This window comes from Streptomyces sp. NPDC058812 (assembly GCF_042744565.1).
GTDB lineage: Bacteria > Actinomycetota > Actinomycetes > Streptomycetales > Streptomycetaceae > Streptomyces > Streptomyces thinghirensis.
Window position 1 is genome coordinate 48,718 of the sequence record NZ_JBHYOB010000016.1, and the last position, 20,356, is coordinate 69,073.

Here is a 20,356-nt window from a genome sequence, read left to right on the forward strand (position 1 = left end):
GACGGAGGCCCTCTCCCGCGCCCCGGGGGATCCGCCTACCATGCCCTTGCGGCCGGAGTACCGTGGCGCGGGGCCGGATGCCGGACGTCCCGGAAGCAGGAGGGGGCCAAGGCATGGAAGAGACCACGGGGGTCGAGTGCGGACTGCCGGACATCGCCGGATTCACCGTCGACCAACTGCGCGCGCTTCCCGGTTCCGTACTGGCGGTGGCCCTGGAGCGGCTGCAGACGGAGGCCGCAGAGTCCCATGACGACGAATACACCAGCTGGCAGGCGAGCGCCTGACCAACCGGCGGTCGACGTCGCGGCACTCCTCGCCGAGGGCTGGCGGCCGGCCCCGCTGCGCCAGTTCGTCCTCAAGACGCGCAGCCGGTGCAACCTCGCCTGTGACTACTGCGTCATCTACGAGCACGGCGACCTGACCTGGCGCCGTCAGCCCCTCGCCATGAGCCCGGCGACCCTTCGCCGCACGGCGCAGCGCATCGCGGAGCACGCGGAGCGCCACGGGCTGCGGCAGGTCCGGATCGTGCTGCACGGCGGCGAGCCGCTGCTGGCCGGGCCCGAGGGCGTCGCCGAGGCCGTGCGCACCGTCCGGGGCACCGTCCAGGAGAAGGGCACCGAGGCCGAGTTCACCGTCCAGACCAACGGCACCCTCCTCGACGCCCGCATGCTGGACACCCTGGCCGAGCACCGGGTGCGGGTCGGCGTCAGCGTGGACGGCGACCGGCGGGCGCACGACGCGCACCGCCGTACACCGGCGGGCCGCGGGTCGTACGACGACGTGATGGCGGGACTGCGCCTGCTGTCCGGCACGTACCCGCAGCTGTACGCGGGCCTGCTGTGCACCGTGGACGCCGCCGCGGACCCGGTCGCCGTCTACGAGTCGCTGCTGGCCACCCGGCCGCCGCTGATCGACTTCCTGCTGCCGCACGGCCACTGGGGTGCCCGGCCACCGGCGCCGGCCGGCGCGTACGGGCGATGGCTGGCCGCCGTCTTCGACCGCTGGGCCGGGGCGCCGCACAAGGAGACCTCCGTGCGGATCCTCGACGAACTGCTGCACACGGTGCTCGGCGGCCACAGCAGGCTCGACTGGGTGGGCATCACCAGCACCGTCTCCGTGTTCGTCGAGGCCGACGGGGCGGTCCACCAGAACGACACCCTGCGCACCGGACCCGACGGCGCCTCCGAGAGCGGCCTCGACGTCTTCCGGAACTCCTTCGACGAGGTCCTGCTGCACCCGGGATTCGCCGCCCGGCAGGCCGGGGAACGCGCCCTGTCCGAGCAGTGCCTGCGCTGCCCGGAGCTGTCCGTCTGCGGCGGCGGCGAGTACGGCCACCGCTACCGGCCCGGCTCCGGCTACCGTGCCCCGACCGTCTACTGCACCGACCTGCTCCTGCTCATCGGGCACATCAGACGCTGGCTCGCCCGCTCGGCGGCGCCGGCGTGATCGGCCCGTGCGTCCTCCCGGACGACGTCTTCGACGCCCTCGCCGCGGGGGAGGGCGGGCGGTCGGCGGTGGTGCGGCTGCGCCGCGCCCGGCGCAGCCGCAACCTCCTGCTGTTGCGACGCGCCCTGGACGGTCCGTGCGGAGGGGCCGCCGAGCCGGCCGCGGACCTGCTGGCGGGCGTCGAACGCGTCGCTCCCGACGTGACCCGGTCGGTGATCGACGGCCCCGCGTTCGGCACCTGGGCCGCCCACACCCTGCGCGACTGCCCGGCGCACCGCCGGGGCGGGTGCGCCACCCGGGGCCTCGCCGCCCTCGCGGTCCTCGCCGCGGTACGCGCGGCCCACCCGTCCCGGATCGCCGTGCCGGTGCGGGAGGGGCGGCTGAGACTGCCCGGGCTGGGGACGGTCACCGGGCTCGGCCAGGTGCGCGAGGCCCTGGTCGTGGTCGAGAGCCCGGCCGCGGCCGAGCGGCCCCCGGCCCCGCCCGGCCCCGCTTCGGGGAACCCGGCCTGCGGCGAACCGGTCGCGGGCGGCGACGCCGACGCTTCGGCCGCGCCGTCCGGCAGCTGCCGGGTACGCGTCCTGACCGCAGGCGACGAACGGGTCCTGCCGCGCGACCCGTCACGCGCGGGGCACGGCTGGCAACCCGTCGCCGTGCTCGACGCCCGGCACCGGGGGCTGACGCTCCGGCTGCCGCTGGAGACCGCCGCACCGGGACTGCCCGCACTGGAGACGGCGAGCGCCGGGCCGGCGGCCTGGCAGGGACTCCTGCGGCAGGCCTGGGAGCTGCTCGTCGAGCGCCATCCGCGCCGCGCCGAGGAACTCGCGGCCGGGCTGAACGGCATCGTGCCCCTGCCGGCCCCGGCGCGCGGCGTGGCGTCCGCCACCTCACGGCACGCCTTCGGCACCGTGCTCACCTCCTGGCCCGCCGACCCCGAGAGGCTGGCGCTGACCCTGCTGCACGAGTTCCAGCACAGCAAACTGAGCGCCCTGACCGACCTGGTGACCCTGTACGAACCAGGAGGCCGGCCCTGGCTGTACGCGCCGTGGCGTCCCGACCCGCGCCCTCCCGGCGGACTGCTCCAGGGCATCTACGCCCACCTCGGCGACCTGGCGTTCTGGCGGGACCGCAGCGGCACGCGGCACGGACCCGAACAGGCCGACGCGGCGTGGCGCGTGACGCAGACCCGGGCGCACGTCGAGCGCGGTCTGGCGGAGGCGGAGGCCCACGTCCGGCTCACCGGACTCGGTGCCCGTTTCCTCGAACGGCTCGCGGAGACCGTGCGGGACGGGGACGGGGACGGGGGCGCGGGCGGGAGCGAGGGCGCGCGGCTGGTGCGGGCGGTCGCCCGGGTGCAGACGGGGGACGAGGCGGTCTGGCGGCTGCGCTGGGCGGCCGTCGACGAGGCCGGGACCGAGCGGCTGGCCGCGCTGTGGCGGGCCGGCAGCCCGGCCGGACCGCTGCCCGCGGACGACGTACGGGCGGCTTCCGGCGCGGTGGCGGGGCCGGGGCCGGAGTTCGGGCGGTGGGCGGCGCGGCAGCGGGGCGCCGAGCGGGCCCTGCCGGCGCGGGATGCCGCGGACGCGGTGGCCGCCGGGCCGCACCGGGTGGAGCGGTGGGCGGAGCTCGCCGCCGCGGCCGCCGAGGAGGGGCTGCCCGGCGCCGGCGTCCTGGGCCGGCGCACCGAACTCGTCCGGCACCTCTTTCTGCGGCTCGCCGCGCGGGAAGGGACGACGCCGGACGAGCCCACGGCGCGCCCACCCGACCCGCTGACGCTGGCGTCCTGGTTGGTGGGCGCCGCCGGCGGGGAGTCTGCGGTTGGTGGGGCGCCCGGGGCCGGTAGGGAGTCCGCGGTTGGCGGGGTGCTTGCGGCGGGCGTGGTGCCTGCGGTTGACGGGGCGCACGCGGCCGGTAGGGGCTCCGTGGCCGGTGGGGTGCCTGCGGCCGGTAGGGGCTCCGTGGCCGGTAGAAACTCCGCGGTCGGCGGGGAGCCCGCCGCCGGGGAGGATCCCGTGGCTGGGGCGGGGCCTGCGGCCGGGGCAAGGCTCGTGGCCGAGGAGGGGTCCGCCGCCGAGGCGAAGCCTGTTGCCGGGGAGGATCCCGTGGCTGGGGCGGGGCCCGTGGCCGGGGCAAGGCTCGTGGCCGAGGAGGGGTCCGCCGCCGAGGCGAAGCCTGTTGCCGGGGAGGATCCCGTGGCTGGGGCGCGGCCCGCGGCCGGGGCAAGGCCCGTGGCCGAGGAGGGGACCGCCGCCGAGGCGAAGCCTGTTGCCGAGGAGGATCCCGCGGCCGGGGCGCGGCCCGCGGCCGGGGCAAGGCCCGTGGCCGAGGAGGATCCCGCGGCCGGGGCGGGGCCCGCGGCCGGGGCGGGGCCTGCGGCCGGGGCGGGGTCCGCCGCCGAGGCGCGACCCCCTCAGAACACGGGCGTCTCGATGTCGCAGAACGCCCGCTCGCCCCTGGCGAACACCTCGGCGACCGGGTAGTCCCGTCCCAGGGTTCGGGAGAAGCGGGTCAGGACGTCGTCGAGCAGTGCCTCGGCCTCGTCCCGGCGCCCCAGGGCACCGAGGTCGTGCGCGAGATTGCCGCCGCAGACCAGGGTCACCGGATGATCGGGCCCGACGGTGGAGCGCAGCGCCTCCAGATGCCGGCCGTCGGCCTGCGCCGCCTCCTCGTGGCGGCCCGCCGTGTGCAGGTCGTTGGCGAGGTTGACCCCGCAGCGCAGCGTGCAGTTGTGCTCCGGTCCGAAGCGGGCCGCCAGCTTCTCGTAGGCCGCGAGGTTCAGGGACAGCGCCCGCTCGTGCTCGCCCAGCGCGCTGAGGACCAGAGCGTGGTTCGTCTCGGTCATCGGCATGTACGGATGGTCCGCGCCGAACAACTGCTCGTACCCGGCCACGGTCTGCGCCGCCAGCCGCTCGGCGTCCTCCAGCTCGCCGCGCAGCAGCAGGTCGATGGCGTAGTTGCCCACCGCCGCCAGCGTGTTGAGGTCGCCCTCGCCGTACCTGGCCCGGTAGCGCTCCACCGTCCGGGAGGACCGGTCGTACGCCTCCTCGTAGGCGCCCATCGCGCGCAGGGAGACCGCGAGGTTCTTCGCCACGTCGAGCGTGGCGGGGTGCTCGCGGCCCTGCCGGTCGCGGAGCTTCGGGTACAGCGTTCGCAGCGATTCGGTGGAGCCCCGGTAGTCGCCCAGCTCCCGCTGGTCGCGTGCGTAGTTGGCGGCCACCACCAGGGTGACGGGGTCGTCGGGGCCGAAGATGCGCACCCGTCGCTGGTAGGTGTCCGCGTCCAGCTCCAGCGCCTCCTGGAAGCGGCCCAGCAGCCGCAGGTCGAGCGCGTGGTTGGCGGCGGACATCAGCGCCAGCGGGTAGTCCCGGCCGAAGCTCCTGGTCAGCCGCTCCAGGGTGTCGGCGTCCCGCTCCGTCGCCTGCTCGAAGTCGCCGAGCACCCGCAGGTCGGCCGCGTTGCTGTTGGCGATGGCGAGGGTCTCCTCGTGGTCCTCGCCGAACACGCGGCGGGCCCGCACCAGCAGCTCCGCGTTGAGTTCCCGGGCCTCGTCGAAGCGGCCGAAGTTGCGGATCAGCGTGGCGTAGGACCGGGTGGTCCGCATCGTCTGCGGATGGTCGTCGCCCAGCCGCTGCTGCCACTCCTTGCGAGCGAATTCGGCCAGTTCCGTGCCGCCGGTGTAGTCGCCGTGCAGGTACAGGTACCGGATCTCGTTGATGACCAGGTCCCGCACCTCCCGGTGGTCGCACTCGACGGCCCGGGTGGGCCGGATGTGCGGCCGCAGCTCGGAGTACCGGCGCCAGTTGTCGTTGTCCTCCGGCTCCTGCGGGTCGGCGGCGGCCAGCAGTACGTGGGTCAGGTGGTAGGTGTCCTCCTGCTCCTGCTCCGACATCTGGTTGAAGAGCACCGCCTGCACGAGCCGGTGCATCTGGAGGCTGTTGCTGCGGTGGTCGATCCTGGCGAGGGCGAGCCGGCCGATCTCCCGGGTGGCCAGGCCCAGTTCGACCGGGTCGCGCAGCGCCTCGGCGAGCGGCGAGGGCAGCGGCGCGAACGCGGCACTGCGCAGCATCGCCCAGCTGATCGGCTCCGGGGCCATGCAGGAGCACAGCCGCAGCAGTTGGACGGCCGCGGGGCTGCGCCGCGCGAGGCGTTCCATCGCCAGGTTCCAGGTCGCCACCACGGAGTGCGGGTACCCGGACGGGACGGAGGTGTCCAGCAGCCGGTCCGCGTGCTCGCGCAGCAGTTCCAGGTACTCGTCGACCGACATCGCCGTCTCCGCGTGCCAGGCACCGGCCTGTTCCACCGCGAGCGGCAGGTCACCGAGTGCCTCCGCGAGGCGGGAGGCGTCCTGTGCGGGCATGCCGGGCACCCTGCGCTGCAGGAAGCGGACCGACTCCTCGCGGGAGAAGACGTCCACCGAGACGGGGTGCGCGTGGCCGGCCCAGCTCTGGTTGCGCGAGGTGATCAGGATGTGCCCCTCGCCGGAGGGGAAGTACTCCTCCAGGTCCTCGGGCCGGTCGGCGTTGTCGAAGACCAAGAGATACCTGCGGTAGGGAGAGCCCCGGCGCAGCGCGTCGAGGACGAGTGGAAGCGCCTCGTCACCGCTGGGCCCGGCCTCCAGGCCCAGGTGCGGCGCGAGAGCGGCGATGGCTGAGCGGACCAGGGCGGGGTCCTCGGCGTTGATCCACCAGATCAGCTGGTACTGGGACTGGTAGCGGTAGATGTACTCCACGGCCAGTTGGGTCTTGCCCACGCCGCCGAGTCCGAAGAAGGCCTGCGGCACGATGGCCGCGCGCCGGTCCGCCAGCCGGTCGTGCAACTGCGTGATGAGTTCGCTGCGCCCGGTGAAGTTGTGGTTCCGCGGCGGGATGCGCCGGCCCCACACCTGCGGCACGGTCTCCTCGAAGCGCATCGGACGGGTGAGCGTCGGAAGCGCGCCCGTCGGAGCCTGCGCGGTTTTCGAGGGGCCGTTGACGCCGACCGGGTGAGAGGCGGACTCGGCCACGGATGGATCCCTTCCCGCAGTGTGCCGTGACTGTTCCCCCGTCGGTGCGGACGTCCCCTCGGTCCGGGTGCCGGGCCCGGCCGGACGGGGGCGGCCGGCTTCCGCTTCGATGGCTCCATTGGTGGATGTGGTGTCAGTCACACCGTAATCGTATGGCGACTTTGCGTCACCGCTTCCCCCGGGCCGGTGCTGCCGGGAGATGAGATCCCGCAGTTTGCGCGCCCTGGTGGCGAAGCCGCCCCCGAGGGCGTCGGCGACCGCCGCGTCGACCTTGGCGAACGGCAGACTCTCGACGCTGATCCGAGTGGGCAGCTCACGCGACGGATCCGTCAGTGTGGCGGCGAACCGGTACGGCGCCGAGGAGTGCTCCGCCAGATAGCCCGACACGGCCGTCAGCACCCGGCGGCTCTCCTGCCGGTGCAGCGAACCCAGCAGCAGCGACCGAACGGTCTCGGGAAAGTCGAACTCGGTCTGTTCGGCCGGGCGTGACACCGGTGGCACCGGGTGCAGCAGGCCGGACAGGAAGACCTCCGCCAGGTGCGAGGGAGTCGTGCGCGGCGCCATGACCTGCTGCACCAGGCGCATCACGGGCAGGAACAGGGGAGCGGCGGCGAGATAGCCGGCCAGTTCGAAGGCCTGCGGCGAGGCCTCCGCGCGGAACGCCAGCACCCGGTCCAGCGGCGACAGCCGCTCGTCCCGCACCGCGGGTCCCGGATCGGCCGGCCCCTGCCCCGGCTCCGTACGCGGGGCGCCGTCGGCCCGTACCGCGTACCCCTGGAACGGCGAGCTCTCCGGGCGCGCGACCAGCCGGGCCCACATCTGCAGGGCCGCCGGGGCGAGTTCGACCACGGGCACCAGCAGCCCCGGACGGTCGGCGTCCGTGCGCAGATCCGCGTTGGGGGCGCCGGGCCGGGAGGCCTTGAGGGCGACGGGGAGCGGTCGCAGAGCGGTGCGGTGCCACAGCCGCCGGTCGAGCGGCTGCACCAGAGCCGTGGGGCCGCCGCGCGCCCAGCGGGCCAGCAGCCGGTCCACCGCGCCCGACCCCCATCCGGGACCGATCGCGTCGCTGAGGACGAGTACGGCACCGCGCGGGGAGTGGTGCAGGCGCCGGTCCGCGCCGGCGGCCGGGCGCGGGGCACCGTCCGGCCACGGTGGCGGGGTGGTGCGCACCGTCACGGCGCCGCCGGGCAGGTGCTCCAGCCAGCGCACGGTGATCGAACGGAAGGCCCCCACCCGGCGCAGCACCGCGCGCAGTTCGGCCACCGCGCCGTCCCACAGCACCATCGACTCGCCGGTGTCCACCACCAGTACGAGATCCAGCCAGGGTTCCTCCGCCGGGACCAGCACCGGTTCCCAGACGTCGGTCTCGGCCGCCCGGTCGGCCGTCGCCTCCTCGTCCAGCCGGTGCCGGACGCTGGACGCGGCACGCCGCCGCAACGGCCGCAGTGCCTTGGCCAGCTCCGCCGTCCTGGCCAACGGCCGCACCCCCGGGGAGCGCACCGGCAGCGCCGGCACGGGGTCGCTCGTCCGGCCGTCCGGGGCGCCGGTGCTCCGCACATGCAGCCGTGGCCCCCCGGCGCCCGGTTCGGCCCCCTCGGGCCGGCTGTCGTCCGGCGCCTGACCGGGCGGGTCCGCCGAGGCCCCGGCACCGCGCCGCCGCCGTGGCGCCCCCGGCTCCAGCTGGCCCGCGATCCCGGACAGCCGGGGCGTACGCGAGGCCGACCGGGCGGGCTGCGGGTCCCGGGGCGCACGGGCCAGCCGCGCCGCGAGCCACAGGACCTCGGCGATCTCCCGGGCGTCCGGAGCGGGGCGCTCCGGCGGTTCGTACGGCATCAGGGCCCCGTCTCCAGGTGCCGCCAGAGGGTGCGCAGCAGGTCCTGCCACTGCTCCGGGTCCTCGTCGGCGCCCGCCCGCGCCAGCTGGATGGCGCTCAGCAACTGGTCGACGGCGACACTCCCGTTGCTCTGCTCCGCGAGAAACGCCTCCACCAGGGGCGCCGCCTCCTCCAGCGCGTCGGCGCCCAGGTGCGCGGCGACGATCGCCGCCAGCCGCTCCGGTCCCGGCTGCTCGATGTCGTAACGCAGACACCGCCTGGCGAACGCGGCGGGGAACTCCCGCTCCTCGTTGGAGGTGATCACCACGACCGGAAAGGCCCAGCAGCTCACCTCTCCGTCCGTCACCGGTGCCACCCCGCCGTCCGCCGTCCGCACCGGGACGGTGCGCTGGTCCGGTGGCAGCCGCAACAGCTCCTCGACGGTGAAACGGCCCTCCTCGAAGACGGTGAGCAGGTCGTTCGGCAGATCGATGTCGCTCTTGTCGAGTTCGTCGATGAGCAGGACACGCGGCCTGCGGCGCGGCAGCAGCGCCGTGCCCAGGGGCCCGAGCCGCAGGAAGCGGCCGATGTCGCCGGTGCCGCCGCCCGTCTCCAGGCCCGCGCGGCGCAGGTTGGCCTCGTGCAGCCGGCCGATGGCGTCGTAGGCGTACAGGCCGTCCCGCAGCGTGGTGCGCGACGTCACCGGCCAGTGGAGTACGGGGCCCAGCCCCAGTTCGTAGGCGATGGCGTGCGCGAGGGTGGACTTGCCGGTGCCCGGGCGCCCCGTGAGCAACAGGGGGCGGCGCAGCAGCAGGGCCGCGTTGACCGCGTCGACCAGTCCGGGGTCCACCTGGAAGACCCGCCCCCGCCGAGTGTCGGCCGGCTGCGGGGCGACGGCCTCGTCCTGGGGCGGCATGCCCTGTTGCAGCGGACGCCAGCTCGGCGGATCGGGCAGCCGTTCGATGCCGTTGTGCGGGACGCCGTCACCGCGGTAGATCCACCACGCCGGCGGCTGCGGGGTTCCGGGCTCGGTCACGACGGGGCACCTCCGGGAGCGGGAGCGGGTGGGGTCAGGGGCGTGTGCGGGGGCAGCCGGTCGAAGGGGTCCCAGAGGAAGCCCAGACGCAGGCCGCCCCCGACCCGCGGCCGGGCCGCTCCGGGCCGGGACGACCACTCCCCGCGGCGGGCCCGGAGCACCTCCTCGGGCAGGGTGCGCACCCCGGCGGCCCGCAACCGGTTCGGCAGGTCGCCCGAGACGGGCTGCCCGTCCTGCTCGTCGTGGGCCCAGACCAGGGCCGGAACGCCCGCGTCCAGGGCCGCGTCGAACTCCGCGTCGGGGGCGCGCCTGCGGGACACCCGCGGAGGAAACCCGAGGACCAGCGCCAAGGGCCCCTCCTCCGCGTACAGGGCGGAGAACAGCGCCTCGTAGGACGAGCCGTCCTGGTTCCGGGCGGGGATCACTGCCACCACGCCCTCTCCGGAGAGTGCGGACAATGCCTTCATCCTGTCCCACTTCCGGGACCAGTTATGCCCCCAGTCGACCCATTCCGACGCGTTCTGGCGCTCGAGGCTGCGCACGGCGACCGGGTGCACCACCCCCAAACGCACCTCCGCGCCGCTGGGGGTCGTGATGGGCAGGCCGTCGACCGGCCGGCCCAGCAGTTCGCGGGGCAGGACGAACTCCACGAACAGGTCGGGCGAGTCGATGGCCTTCTCCCGGCGCATGCGGATGATCTCGTCCACCACGAGCCGCTCGATCCGCCCCAGCCGCATCGCCTCGGTGTACTGCTGCACCGCCTCCCGCGGGGCGCCCTCGTCCTGCCTGAAGACATCGAGCAGATAGTGCCGGCTCGGCGACGCGGGGGTGACGCGGAACGTGGCGTAGGTCCACCGGGTGCCCGCCCCGCCGGGACGCACCCGACGCTCCAGCAGCGGTCCGGGATCGACCGCCGGGGTGCAGTGCCCCGCCCGCCCCCGCACCCAACGGGCCAGTTCCTGCCCGCGTGGACCGGGGACCCGCCGGGACAGCGCGGCGACGAAGGTCAGCAGCGGCGGCACCGGCCGACCCGCCTGGGCGATGTGCCGCAGGTCGTGCACGATGCCGAGGATGTCCTCGGGGGAGCCCTGCCAGGGGCGGCGCACCGGCCCGAGCGCCTCGTCGCGCAGCGCCACCAGCCCGGGCATCGCGAGCCGGCCGTCGAGCAGCAGCCGGTAGAGGTCGTCCATGGCCTCGTCGTCGAACGGACCCTCGTCCGGGTCCGGCGGCCCGGGAGCGGGCGGCGGGGGCGGACGGTCGCCGGACAGGGCCAGCGCCGCCCGTAAGGGGGGCCAGTCGCGGGCCAGCCGCTCCAGCGGAATCATCCAGGTCACGCCGGCCTCCGGCGACTTGTCGCGCAGTACGGCGAGCCCGGCGACGCGGGAGGTCGCGGCGTCCCGGACCCCGCAGCCGCTGTATCCGCGGGCCACCCTGCGGCCGGTGTCCGGTGCGTCGTTCAGCTGGATCAGCGCCGACTCCGGGCCGCCCCGCCCGGCCATCAGGCAGTCGGCCCACACTCCGTGCGGCTGGCCCTGCGGGTAGCCGTAGACCTGCATCGGCCGCTTGGCGGCATAGGCGCCGGTGGAGAGGTGGGCGTGCGAGGTGGGGAACTGGCCGTTGGCCTGCCCCAGGTCGCCGTGCAGGGTGAGCACCGAGACGTCCTCGTGGTGGCTCCCGCCGGTGTAGCGGTGCCCGCCACCCGGGGAGCCCGTCAGCTTCAGTCCGCTGCTGAGGGTCACCGTGACGGTGGCGTGCGGGTCGTCCTCAAGCCGTCCGCCGATGGCCGATGTCACGACATGGGCGCAGGTCAGAACGTAGCGGGGCGGGACGATGACCCCTCCGCCGACCGGGTTCCCGGCGGGGCCGAGGATGCTCACCTGCCAGTCGTCGGTGACGGCCGTCCGCACGACCGGTTCCGCCCCCAAGACGCCCTCCCCCCGTCCGCCTCCGCAGGCCCCGACCGTCTGCGGAGCCGCCATAGTAGCGGTCCCCGCCGTGGGAGCAGAGAGGGCAAGAGCGCGTGATACGGGGCTGGTTGACCACTTGTTCGGCTTGTTCGGCCGCTCGCGGCGCGCGACGGCCGGCCCCGCCCGCCCCGGCCGGCGGGCCGCCTCTTCAACGGGTCGTGAGGGTGATGTCGTCAGCGGATCGTGATGGTGACGGTCGACCCCTTGGGAGCCGTGTCCCCGCCGTCCACCGACTGGTCCTTCACGGTGTCGCCGAACAGCCCGAGCAGACCGCGGTCCTCGTCCACCTGGAAACCGGCGTCCTTCAGCGTCCGCTTGGCGTCGTCCACGCTGTCGCCGACCACGTCCGGGACTTCGATCATCTCGGGGCCCTTGGACACCGTGAGCGTCACCGTGTCGCCCTCGGCGGCGCGGCTGCCCCGGTCCGGCGTCTGCCGGGCGACCTGACCCCTGTCGTACTCGGAGTTCACCTGCTCCTCGGCGACCTTCACCTTCAGGCCGGCCTCCGTCAGCTCGGCCCGTGCGTCGGCCAGGTCGTCGCCGGTGACGTCCGGGACGTCGATCGGGCTGCCCTTGCTGACGACCAGGGCGACCGCCGAGCCCGCGCGCACCGTGGTGCCCGTCTTCGGCTTCGTGGAGATCACGAAGCCCTTGGGGACCTCGTCGCTGAACGCCCGGGTCACCATGCCCGGCTCCAGCCCCTCGTCCTTCAGCAGGGTCCGGGCCCGGTCCAGCTTGTAGCCCTGGACGTCCGGCAGCTTCACGGTGTCGGGGCCGTCGGAGATCGTGAACGACACGGAGTCGTTCTTGCGGATGCGGGTGCCCACGCCGGGGTCGGTGCTGATGACCCTGCCGCGCTCCACGGTGTCGCTGTAGGCGTGCCGGACCTTGCCGGCGTCCAGCCCGGAGTCCTCCAGCCGGTCCCGGGCCTCGGCCTCGGTCTTGGACAGCAGCGGCGGGACCTTGGTGAACTGGCCGGAGTTGATGTACCAGACGCCCGTGCCGACGCCGAGTACCAGCAGTACGGCCACGACGATCGTCAGCGGGCCGCGTCGCAGCTCCGGACGGCGGCGCCGGGGCGGCGCCGGCGGGGGAGCGGCCAGCCGGCTGGTGCGGTTGACACCGTCCGCGGGGAAGCCGTTCGAGGCGATCCCGTCCGAAGTGCCGTCGTTCTCGTCCTCGTTGACGGGCAGCGGCCGGGGCATGGTGAGCGCGCGGGGGATCACGCTCGTGCGGTCCTCGGCGTTGTCGTGCTCCCCGGCGAGCGCCCGCGGCGGCACCGCGTCCAGCTGGTCCGCGTTCAGCGCCCCGCGCGCCTGGCGGGCCTGCGCGAGCAGTGCCACGGCGTCGTGCGGCCGGATCTCCGGGTTGCGCGCGGTCGCCGAGGCGACCAGTTCGTCCAGCTCGTACGCCATCCCCGGCACGGCTGCCGACGGCGGCGGCACGTCCTCGTGCAGGTGCTTGTAGAGCACCTGGGCGGGGGAGTCCCCGTCGTGCGGCTTGCCGCCGGTCAGCATCTCGTACAGGACGACGCCGCAGGCGTACACGTCGACCCTCGGGTCGGCGGTGCCGTGCTCGATCTGCTCGGGCGCCAGGTAGGAGACGGTGCCGAGGACGGATCCGGTGGTGCTGGTGACCGTGTCCACGGCCCGGACCAGGCCGAAGTCGGCGACCTTGACCCGGCCGTCGTCGCCTATCAGGACGTTTTCCGGCTTCATGTCCCGGTGCACGAACCCGGCCCGGTGCGCGGCGCCGAGCGCGGCCAGCACCGGCTCCAGGATGTCCAGCGCGGCCCGCGGCCGGAGTGCCCCGCGCTCGCGCAGCACGTCGCGCAGGGTGCAGCCGGCGATGTACTCCATGGCCAGGTAGACGTACGCCCCCTCGGCCCCCTGGTCGAACACCTGTACGACGTTGGGGTGGTCGAGCCGGGCCACCGACTTCGCCTCGCGGATGAACCGCTCCACGAAGATGGCGTCGGTCGCGAGCGTCGGGTGCATCACCTTCAGCGCGAGCACGCGGTCGAGGCGGGTGTCCACGGCCCGGTAGACCGTGGCCATCCCGCCGACCGCGATCCGCGCCTCGACGCGGTACCGGCCGTCGAGCACCTGCCCGACGAGAGGGTCCTGAAGGGTCGTGTCCACGCAGGTGAGTCTACGAGCCACCACGGACACCCGGCGTCGCCGCCGACGAACGGGGGCGGTACTGCAGCGCGCCTGTGACGCTTCTTACGCCCACGCACGGCCGCCGACGGCGACGAGCCCCCACGGGCGAGGCCCACCTCTCGTCCGACTGGGAACGGGTGGTGCGCGGGTGGGAGACGAAACGGCAGGACAGCGCAGGCTCACTGAAAAGCGGGCCGCTCCGGATCAAGCACCGCCAGGCCCTCCGCAGGAGACGACGCCTCGGCGAAGTGCCGCCGCGGAATCCGCCCGGCCCGCCGCGCCAGCCGCCCAGCCTCCACCGCGGAAGACATGGCGGCAGCCATCAGCACCGGCTCCTGCGCCCGCGTCACCGCCGAGGCGAGCATCACACCCGCGCACCCCAGCTCCATCGCCAGCGCCACGTCCGACGCCGTACCGGCCCCCGCGTCCAGAATCACCGGCACACGCGCGTGCTCCACGATCAGCTCGAAGTTGTGCGGGTTGCGGATGCCCAGCCCCGACCCGATCGGCGAACCGAGCGGCATGATCGCGGCGCACCCGACATCCTCCAGCTTCCGCGCCAGGACTGGGTCGTCGTTCGTGTACGGCAGCACCGTGAACCCGTCGTCGACCAGCGTCTCCGCCGCGTCCAGCAGCTCGATCGGGTCCGGCAGCAGGGTGCGCTCGTCGGCGATGACCTCCAGCTTCACCAGATCGGTGCCGAGGGCCTCGCGCGCGAGCCGCGCGGTGAGGACCGCCTCCCCGGCGGTGAAGCAGCCGGCCGTGTTCGGCAGCACCCGGATGCCGAGCTTCTCCAGCACCGACAGCACGGAACCGTGCACCGAGGCGTTCACGCGTCGCATCGCGACGGTCGTCAGCTCGGTACCGGAGGCCACGAGCGCGCGCTCCAGCACGTCGAGGCTGGGCGCCCCACCGGTGCCCATGATCAGGCGGGACCCGTAGGACGTACCACCGAGGACAAAGGGATCGTCGGCCATGGTCAGCCTCCTTGGACAGCGGTGAGGACCTCGACACGGTCGCCGTCGGCCAGCGCGGTGGCGGGCCACTGCGCGCGCGGGACGACGGTTTCGTTCAGGGCGGCGGCCACACCGGACGGCGCCGCGGTGAGCGTGCCCACCAGGGCGTCCAGGGCCGTGCCGGGAGCCACCTCGCGCGGCTCGCCGTTGACGGAGATGTTCATGCGGGCTGCTCCGAGAGTCGCTGGAGTGCGGGGGCGGCGCCGAAGCGCCGGGGGGTGAAGGGGCGGGCCTCGGCCGGCAGCTCCCCGGTGGTCAGGGCGTGTGCCATGACGTCGCCGGTGACCGGAGTGAGCAGGACGCCGTTGCGGAAGTGCCCGGTGGCCAGCAGCAGGCCGTCAAGACCGGTCGGTCCGAGCAGCGGGGCGTTGTCCGGTGAACCGGGGCGCAGACCCGCCCGGGTCTCCGTCAGGGGCAGCTCGGTGATGCCGGGGACCAGCTCGTGGGCGTCGCGCAGCAACTCGTAGACGCCGCCCGCGGTCACCGTCGTGTCCCAGCCCAGCTCCTCGCTGGTGGCGCCGACGACCAGCTCGCCGCTCTCCCGGGGGACCAGGTAGAGGGGGTTGCCGCGCACCACGGCACGCACCGTCCGGTTCAGCAGCGGCCCGTGCGTCCGCGGCATCGTCAGCCGCAGTACCTGCCCCTTCACGGGCCGCACCGGCGGCAGAACGTCGTCCGGGACGCCCGTGAGCCGTCCGCTCAGGCTGCCCCCGGCCAGCACCACCTGCCCGGCCTCCAGCGCGGTGCCGTCGGCCGTGACGACACCCGTGGCCCGTTCGCCGCCGCGCACGACGGTGAGCCGGTCGGCCCACACCCGGTGGAAGACGACGCCCGCGCGTTCGCAGGCGGCAACGAGCGCGCCAGCGAGGCGCCGGGGGTCGATCTGATGGTCGCCGTCCACCCGGAGCCCCCCGCGCACACCCGGCGCGAGCATCGGCTCCAGGCGCCGGCACTCGCGCCCCGACAGCCACTCGGACTCCAGGCCCGACCGCTGCTGGAGCGCGTGCAGTTCCCGCAGGTGGGCCCGGTCGTCGGCGTCCAGCGCGACGGCGAGGGTGCCGCACCGGCGGTACCCGAGGTCGTGGCCCGTGAGGTCGGCCAGCTCGGCCGCGAACTCCGGGTAGCGGCGGGCCGAGGTGAGATTCAGCGCGAGCAGCGTCTGCTCGCCGTGGTGCAGCTCCGTCACGGCGGCCAGCATCCCGGCGGCCACCTGGGCGGCCCCGCCGCCCGGCTCGGGGTCCACGAGGGCCGTGGCGAGCCCGCGCTGCGCGGACCGCCAGGCGGTGACCAGGCCGATGATCCCGCCGCCGACGACGAGGACGTCCGGCGTACGCGACGACGCGGCCGCCGCGGCAGCCCCGGACACGGAAGCAGAAGTCGGTGGTGACGACATGGGCGTCCAGCCCCTCCCTTCGCCGGCATGACCCGGATCAGGTTCGTACGGTCGGAGGCCGCCAGCCTCCCTCTCAGCCCGGTGCGTCCGGGCTCCCGCGAGTGCTTTACGTTGGCCACCCTAGCCCGCAGCGCATCGCACTTGTAAGGGAGCCTCCGCCCGTGGCGCGTTCACTCGACGGTCTCGTTCTCGCCCCCGTCGCCGACCAGGCGCCCGGCCAGGTGGGTACGCGAACCCGGTTCACCTACCACGAGCAGGACGGCGCCGTATGGGCCGAGTACGCGGGCGGTGACGTCGTCCGCGGACGTCTGGTGGGCACCAGGGAGGGCGACCGCCTCGACTTCCGGTACGTGCAGCTCAAGACCGACGGAAGCACGTCGTCGGGACACTGCGTGTCGACCGTCGCCGAGCTGCCGGACGGGCGGGTGCGCCTGGACGAGACCTGGGAGTGGGAGTCGCGGCGGGGCAGCGGGACGAGCGTTGTGGAGCAGGTCACTGCGCACGAGCACTGACTGACGAACTGTCAGTGTCTAAGGTGATCAGGTGAGCGAGCAGACGCAGGAGCAGACCCGGGAACGGGGAGCGGACGCGGAGCGCCGTGTGGTCGTGGTGGGCGCCGGCATGGCGGGCGTGCAGACCGCGGTCGCCCTGCGGGAGCAGGGTTTCACCGGCACCGTGACCCTGATCGGCGCGGAGCCGCACCAGCCGTACGACCGCCCCCCGCTGTCCAAGGCCGTCCTGCTCGGCACGGCCGAGGGCTCCGCCTTCGACGTCGACTTCGAGGCACTCGGCATCACCCTGCGGCTCGGCTGCGAGGCCCTGGGCGTCCGCCCCGGCACGCACGTCCTGGACACCTCCGACGGACCCGTGCCGTACGACGTCCTCGTCCTCGCGACCGGCGCCGAACCGATCCGGCTGCCCGGCGCGGAGGGCGTGCCCGGAGTGCACCTGCTGCGCACCCTGGACGACGCCGAACGGCTGCGGCCGGTGCTCGCCCGGCAGCACGACATCGTGGTCGTCGGCGCGGGCTGGATCGGCGCCGAGTTCGCCACCGCCGCGCGCGAGGCGGGCTGCGCCGTGACCGTCGTGGAGGCCGCCGACCGGCCCCTCGCCGGCGCGCTGCCCACCGAGGTCGCCGCGCCGATGACCGGCTGGTACGCCGACTCGGGCGCCGTACTGCGCACCCGCGCGCGCGTGGAGCGCGTCGAGACGGGCGGTCCCGGGGAGCCCGGTGGACCCGTGGAGCCCGGCCACGTCGTCGTCCTCGACGACGGCTCGCGGCTGCCCGCCGGCGCGGTCGTCGTCGGCGTCGGAGCCCGGCCCGCCACGGCCTGGCTCGCCGGCTCCGGGATCGACCTCGGCGCGCACGGCGACGTCCTGGCCGACGACCGTCTGCGCACCTCCGTTCCGGACGTCTACGCGGTCGGCGACTGCGCGTCCTTCCCGTCCGGACGCTACGGCGAGCGGCTGCTGGTGCACCACTGGGACAACGCCCTCCAGGGCCCGCGCACGGTCGCCGCCAACATCATCGGCGCCGCCGTCGGTGAGGCCCCGGTGGCCTACGACCCGGTGCCGTACTTCTGGTCCGAGCAGTTCGGCCGCTTCGTCCAGTACGCCGGTCATCACACGGCCACCGACACCACCCTGTGGCGCGGCGACCCCTCGGGACCGGCCTGGACGGTCTGCTGGCTGCGCGAGGGCCGCCTGGTCGCCCTGCTGGCGGTGGGCCGCCCCCGGGACCTGGCCCAGGGCAAACGCGTGATCCAGGCCGGCACGACGATGGACCCGCGGCTGCTGGCCGACCCGGCGAGGCCGCTCAAGGCGGCGACGGCGTAGCCCTCCGCCCGGGTGCGGCGGCCCGGGTCGGACGGGTCTGGTTTCCGACTGTCAGTGCCAGATGGCAGGCTTGGGACGTGACCGAGATTGACGCAAAGATCGATGCTCTCGTGCCTGCCTGGCTCACCGTCCCCGACATCGCCGAGATGCTCGGCGTCGAGGTGACCCGCGTACGCCAGCTGATCAAGGAAGGCCAGCTCATCGCCGTGCGGCGCGGTGAGAACCGCGCGCTGCACATCCCCGCGGCCTTCATCGACGAGGACAAGGTCGTCAAGGGCCTGGTCGGGACCCTGACGCTGCTGCGGGACGACGGCTTCACGGCCGAGGAGATGCTGGAGTGGCTCTTCACGCCCGACGAGAGCCTGCCCGGCACCCCCGCCCAGGCGCTGAGCGAGAATCGCGGCACGGAGGTGAAGCGCCGCGCCCAGGCGCTCGCCGTCTGACCTGACACGCACCGCCCGGCGTGCGGGCCGCGGCCCGCGGTCCCCAGCGGCCATGACGGTCCGCGGTCCCGTACGCCACGGCCGCGACCCGCTGCCGCCGCCCGACGACCGGACCGCGGCGCGGTCGCCCACGGTGCACGGGCGCGGCCATGGCGCGCCGCAGCCCGTAATGCCGGGCAGCGGCCGCCGCGGGCGCCCGCATTCCATGGGCCGCGGGCCACCTGCGGCGAGCTCCCTGTTTTCGGGGCCGAGGGGAGTCCGTGTTCTCGGGGCCGAGGGAGTCCGCGGCCCTGGGGCCGAGGGGAGTCCGCGGCCCCGGGAGCGGAGCCCCCCGGTCCGGCGGGCCGCGAGGCGACCGTGGCACGACACGCTCCGTATGCTCGGGGCCGGCGGTGCCCGCAGCTCCGCATCCCGAGGACCGCGTCACCATCGCGGCCCACAAGCCAAGGCCGCGCGGTCCGCCGCGGGCCCACGCCACCGACCTGGGGGACATCCGCATGCCCGACACCGCCGCGACCACCCGCGCCCGGCTCGCCGACGCCCGGCTCTACCTGTGCACGGACGCCCGCCGCAGCCAGGGCGACCTGCCCGAGTTCCTGGACGCGGTGCTGGCGGGCGGCGTCGACATCGTGCAACTGCGCGACAAGGGGATGGAGGCGGGAGAGGAGCTGGAGCACCTCCAGGTCTTCGCCGACGCCTGCGCCCGCCACGGCAAGCTCCTCGCGGTCAACGACCGGGCGGACGTCGCCCACGCCGCCCGCGCCGACGTGCTGCACCTCGGGCAGGGCGACCTCCCGGTGCCCGCCGCCCGCGCGATCCTCGGCGACGACGTCCTCGTCGGCCGCTCCACGCACGCCGGGTCCGAGGCCGCCGCTGCCGCCGTCCAGGACGGCGTGGACTACTTCTGCACCGGCCCGTGCTGGCCGACCCCCACCAAGCCCGGCCGCCACGCACCCGGCCTCGACCTGGTCCGGCACACGGCCGCGCTCGGCACGGACCGCCCCTGGTTCGCCATCGGCGGCATCGACCTCGGCAACCTCGACGAGGTGCTGGAGGCCGGTGCCCGGCGCGTCGTGGTCGTCCGGGCGATCACCGCGGCGGACGACCCGGGTGCCGCCGCGGCCGAGTTCACGAAGCGACTGCGGCAGGCGTAGGCGGGTGCCGGAGGCATGTGTCCGAGGGGTGTGTCCAAGGGGTGGACAACAACTCGACAATGCGGACAAATATCCCGCATCTGGTTGGGTGACCGCCGCCCCCTGGCTAACCTGCCCGTATGGCCCTCGGAACCGCATCCACCAGGACTGATCGCGCACGCACCGTGCGCGACATGCTCGCGTCCGGCAAGACGACGTACTCGTTCGAGTTCTCCGCGCCGAAGACGGCCAAGGGCGAGAAGAACCTGTGGAGCGCGCTGAGGCGGGTGGAGGCGGTCGCCCCCGACTTCGTCTCCGTGACCTACGGCGCCGGCGGTTCCACGCGCGCGGGGACGGTCAAGGAGACCCAGCAGATCGTCGCCGACACGACACTGACCCCCGTGGCCCACCTCACAGCCGTCGACCACTCCGTCGCCGAACTGCGCAACATCATCGGCCAGTACGCCGACGCCGGGATCCGCAACATGCTGGCCGTGCGCGGCGACCCGCCCGGCGACCCGACGGCCGACTGGGTCGCGCACCCCGAGGGCCTGGCCTACGCCGCCGAACTGGTCCGCCTCATCAAGGAGTCGGGCGACTTCTGCGTCGGCGTCGCGGCCTTCCCCGAGATGCACCCGCGCTCCGCCGACTGGGACACGGACGTGCGGCACTTCGTCGACAAGTGCCGGGCCGGCGCCGACTACGCGATCACGCAGATGTTCTTCCAGCCCGAGTCCTACCTGCGCCTGCGCGACAGGGTCGCCGCGGCCGGCTGCGAGACCCCGGTCATCCCCGAGGTCATGCCGGTGACCAGTGTGAAGATGCTGGAGAGGTTGCCAAAGCTCAGCAACGCCTCGTTCCCGGCCGAGCTGAAAGAGCGGATCCTCACAGCAAAGGACGATCCGACCGCTGTACGCTCCATTGGCATCGAGTTCGCCACGGAGTTCTGCGCGCGGCTGCTGGCCGAGGGCGTCCCCGGACTGCACTTCATCACGCTCAACAACTCCACGGCGACCCTGGAAATCTACGAGAACCTGGGCCTGCACCACCCACCGCGGGCCTAGACCGGCCGCACATATTTACGACACACTGCGTAACGGCCACTGGGA

General features: G+C 74.4%; 15 protein-coding genes and 1 riboswitch. Of the genes, 8 read left to right on the forward strand and 7 right to left on the reverse strand.

Annotated features, from left to right (window positions below):
* Window positions 1–113: 113 nt before the first annotated feature.
* Genes ACFW48_RS28180 through ACFW48_RS28190 form a run of 3 tightly spaced genes read left to right on the forward strand, consistent with a single transcriptional unit; the run spans window position 114 to window position 3,926 of the window.
* A complete protein-coding gene (locus tag ACFW48_RS28180; protein ID WP_193776210.1) occupies window positions 114–284 on the forward strand; it encodes a hypothetical protein in 171 nt (56 codons plus the stop codon).
* On the forward strand, window positions 247–1,446 hold the full coding sequence (locus ACFW48_RS28185) for an FxsB family cyclophane-forming radical SAM/SPASM peptide maturase (RefSeq protein ID WP_386319160.1): 1,200 nt from the start codon (window positions 247–249) through the stop codon (window positions 1,444–1,446). The genes ACFW48_RS28180 and ACFW48_RS28185 overlap by 38 nt, the downstream gene beginning before the upstream one ends.
* Complete coding sequence (locus ACFW48_RS28190; RefSeq protein WP_386319163.1) at window positions 1,443–3,926, forward strand: aKG-HExxH-type peptide beta-hydroxylase; 2,484 nt, start codon at window positions 1,443–1,445, stop codon at window positions 3,924–3,926. Before ACFW48_RS28185 ends, ACFW48_RS28190 begins: the two co-directional genes overlap by 4 nt.
* Here ACFW48_RS28190 and fxsT read toward each other — a convergent pair.
* From fxsT to thiO, 7 genes are all read right to left on the reverse strand, one after another.
* Window positions 3,857–8,281 carry an FxSxx-COOH system tetratricopeptide repeat protein gene (gene fxsT / locus ACFW48_RS28195; protein WP_386319165.1) on the reverse strand — a complete coding sequence of 1,475 codons (4,425 nt, stop codon included), beginning with the start codon at window positions 8,279–8,281 and terminating at the stop codon, window positions 3,857–3,859. The genes ACFW48_RS28190 and fxsT overlap by 70 nt on opposite strands.
* Entirely contained in the window at window positions 8,281–9,297 is a 1,017-nt protein-coding gene (locus ACFW48_RS28200) for an AAA family ATPase (RefSeq protein ID WP_386319167.1), read from the reverse strand. Before ACFW48_RS28200 ends, fxsT begins: the two co-directional genes overlap by 1 nt.
* Window positions 9,294–11,222 carry a hypothetical protein gene (locus ACFW48_RS28205; protein WP_386319169.1) on the reverse strand — a complete coding sequence of 643 codons (1,929 nt, stop codon included), beginning with the start codon at window positions 11,220–11,222 and terminating at the stop codon, window positions 9,294–9,296. The genes ACFW48_RS28200 and ACFW48_RS28205 overlap by 4 nt, the downstream gene beginning before the upstream one ends.
* 215 nt (window positions 11,223–11,437) lie before the next feature.
* On the reverse strand, window positions 11,438–13,405 hold the full coding sequence (gene pknB, locus ACFW48_RS28210) for a Stk1 family PASTA domain-containing Ser/Thr kinase (protein WP_386319171.1): 1,968 nt from the start codon (window positions 13,403–13,405) through the stop codon (window positions 11,438–11,440).
* 200 nt (window positions 13,406–13,605) lie between these two features.
* Window positions 13,606–14,403, reverse strand: a complete 798-nt coding sequence (locus ACFW48_RS28215; RefSeq protein ID WP_386319173.1) for a thiazole synthase — start codon at window positions 14,401–14,403, stop codon at window positions 13,606–13,608.
* A 2-nt stretch (window positions 14,404–14,405) separates the two neighbouring features.
* Complete coding sequence (gene thiS / locus ACFW48_RS28220) at window positions 14,406–14,606, reverse strand: sulfur carrier protein ThiS (protein WP_386319176.1); 201 nt, start codon at window positions 14,604–14,606, stop codon at window positions 14,406–14,408.
* Window positions 14,603–15,835: a glycine oxidase ThiO gene (gene thiO / locus ACFW48_RS28225; RefSeq protein WP_386319178.1), complete on the reverse strand. Its 1,233-nt coding sequence runs from the start codon at window positions 15,833–15,835 to the stop codon at window positions 14,603–14,605. Before thiO ends, thiS begins: the two co-directional genes overlap by 4 nt.
* Window positions 15,833–15,944: riboswitch (TPP riboswitch) on the reverse strand. It overlaps the preceding gene by 3 nt.
* A 52-nt stretch (window positions 15,945–15,996) precedes the next feature.
* Between thiO and ACFW48_RS28230 the strand changes: the two genes are divergently transcribed.
* From ACFW48_RS28230 to metF, 5 genes are all read left to right on the forward strand, one after another.
* The gene (locus ACFW48_RS28230) at window positions 15,997–16,347 is read left to right on the forward strand and encodes a hypothetical protein (RefSeq protein ID WP_310873791.1); all 351 of its coding nucleotides are present in this window, start codon (window positions 15,997–15,999) and stop codon (window positions 16,345–16,347) included.
* A 109-nt stretch (window positions 16,348–16,456) separates the two neighbouring features.
* A complete protein-coding gene (locus ACFW48_RS28235; protein ID WP_386319413.1) occupies window positions 16,457–17,671 on the forward strand; it encodes an NAD(P)/FAD-dependent oxidoreductase in 1,215 nt (404 codons plus the stop codon).
* Window positions 17,672–17,748: 77 nt separating this feature from the next.
* Window positions 17,749–18,114 (forward strand): Rv2175c family DNA-binding protein, encoded by a 366-nt coding sequence (locus ACFW48_RS28240; RefSeq protein ID WP_219177836.1) that lies wholly within the window; start codon window positions 17,749–17,751, stop codon window positions 18,112–18,114.
* Window positions 18,115–18,611: 497 nt separating this feature from the next.
* The gene (gene thiE, locus ACFW48_RS28245) at window positions 18,612–19,268 is read left to right on the forward strand and encodes a thiamine phosphate synthase (protein WP_386319416.1); all 657 of its coding nucleotides are present in this window, start codon (window positions 18,612–18,614) and stop codon (window positions 19,266–19,268) included.
* A gap of 119 nt (window positions 19,269–19,387) precedes the next feature.
* Window positions 19,388–20,311, forward strand: a complete 924-nt coding sequence (gene metF / locus ACFW48_RS28250; RefSeq protein WP_386319181.1) for a methylenetetrahydrofolate reductase [NAD(P)H] — start codon at window positions 19,388–19,390, stop codon at window positions 20,309–20,311.
* Window positions 20,312–20,356: the final 45 nt, after the last annotated feature.

Coding starts and splice junctions, on each gene's coding strand:
- ACFW48_RS28180 (WP_193776210.1), top strand. CDS start 114: ATGGAAGAGACCACGGGGGTCGAGTGCGGACTGCCGGACATCGCCGGA.
- ACFW48_RS28185 (WP_386319160.1), top strand. CDS start 247: ATGACGACGAATACACCAGCTGGCAGGCGAGCGCCTGACCAACCGGCG.
- fxsT (WP_386319165.1), bottom strand. CDS start 8,281: ATGCCGTACGAACCGCCGGAGCGCCCCGCTCCGGACGCCCGGGAGATC.
- ACFW48_RS28215 (WP_386319173.1), bottom strand. CDS start 14,403: ATGGCCGACGATCCCTTTGTCCTCGGTGGTACGTCCTACGGGTCCCGC.
- thiS (WP_386319176.1), bottom strand. CDS start 14,606: ATGAACATCTCCGTCAACGGCGAGCCGCGCGAGGTGGCTCCCGGCACG.
- thiO (WP_386319178.1), bottom strand. CDS start 15,835: ATGTCGTCACCACCGACTTCTGCTTCCGTGTCCGGGGCTGCCGCGGCG.
- ACFW48_RS28235 (WP_386319413.1), top strand. CDS start 16,457: ATGGCGGGCGTGCAGACCGCGGTCGCCCTGCGGGAGCAGGGTTTCACC.
- thiE (WP_386319416.1), top strand. CDS start 18,612: ATGCCCGACACCGCCGCGACCACCCGCGCCCGGCTCGCCGACGCCCGG.
- metF (WP_386319181.1), top strand. CDS start 19,388: ATGGCCCTCGGAACCGCATCCACCAGGACTGATCGCGCACGCACCGTG.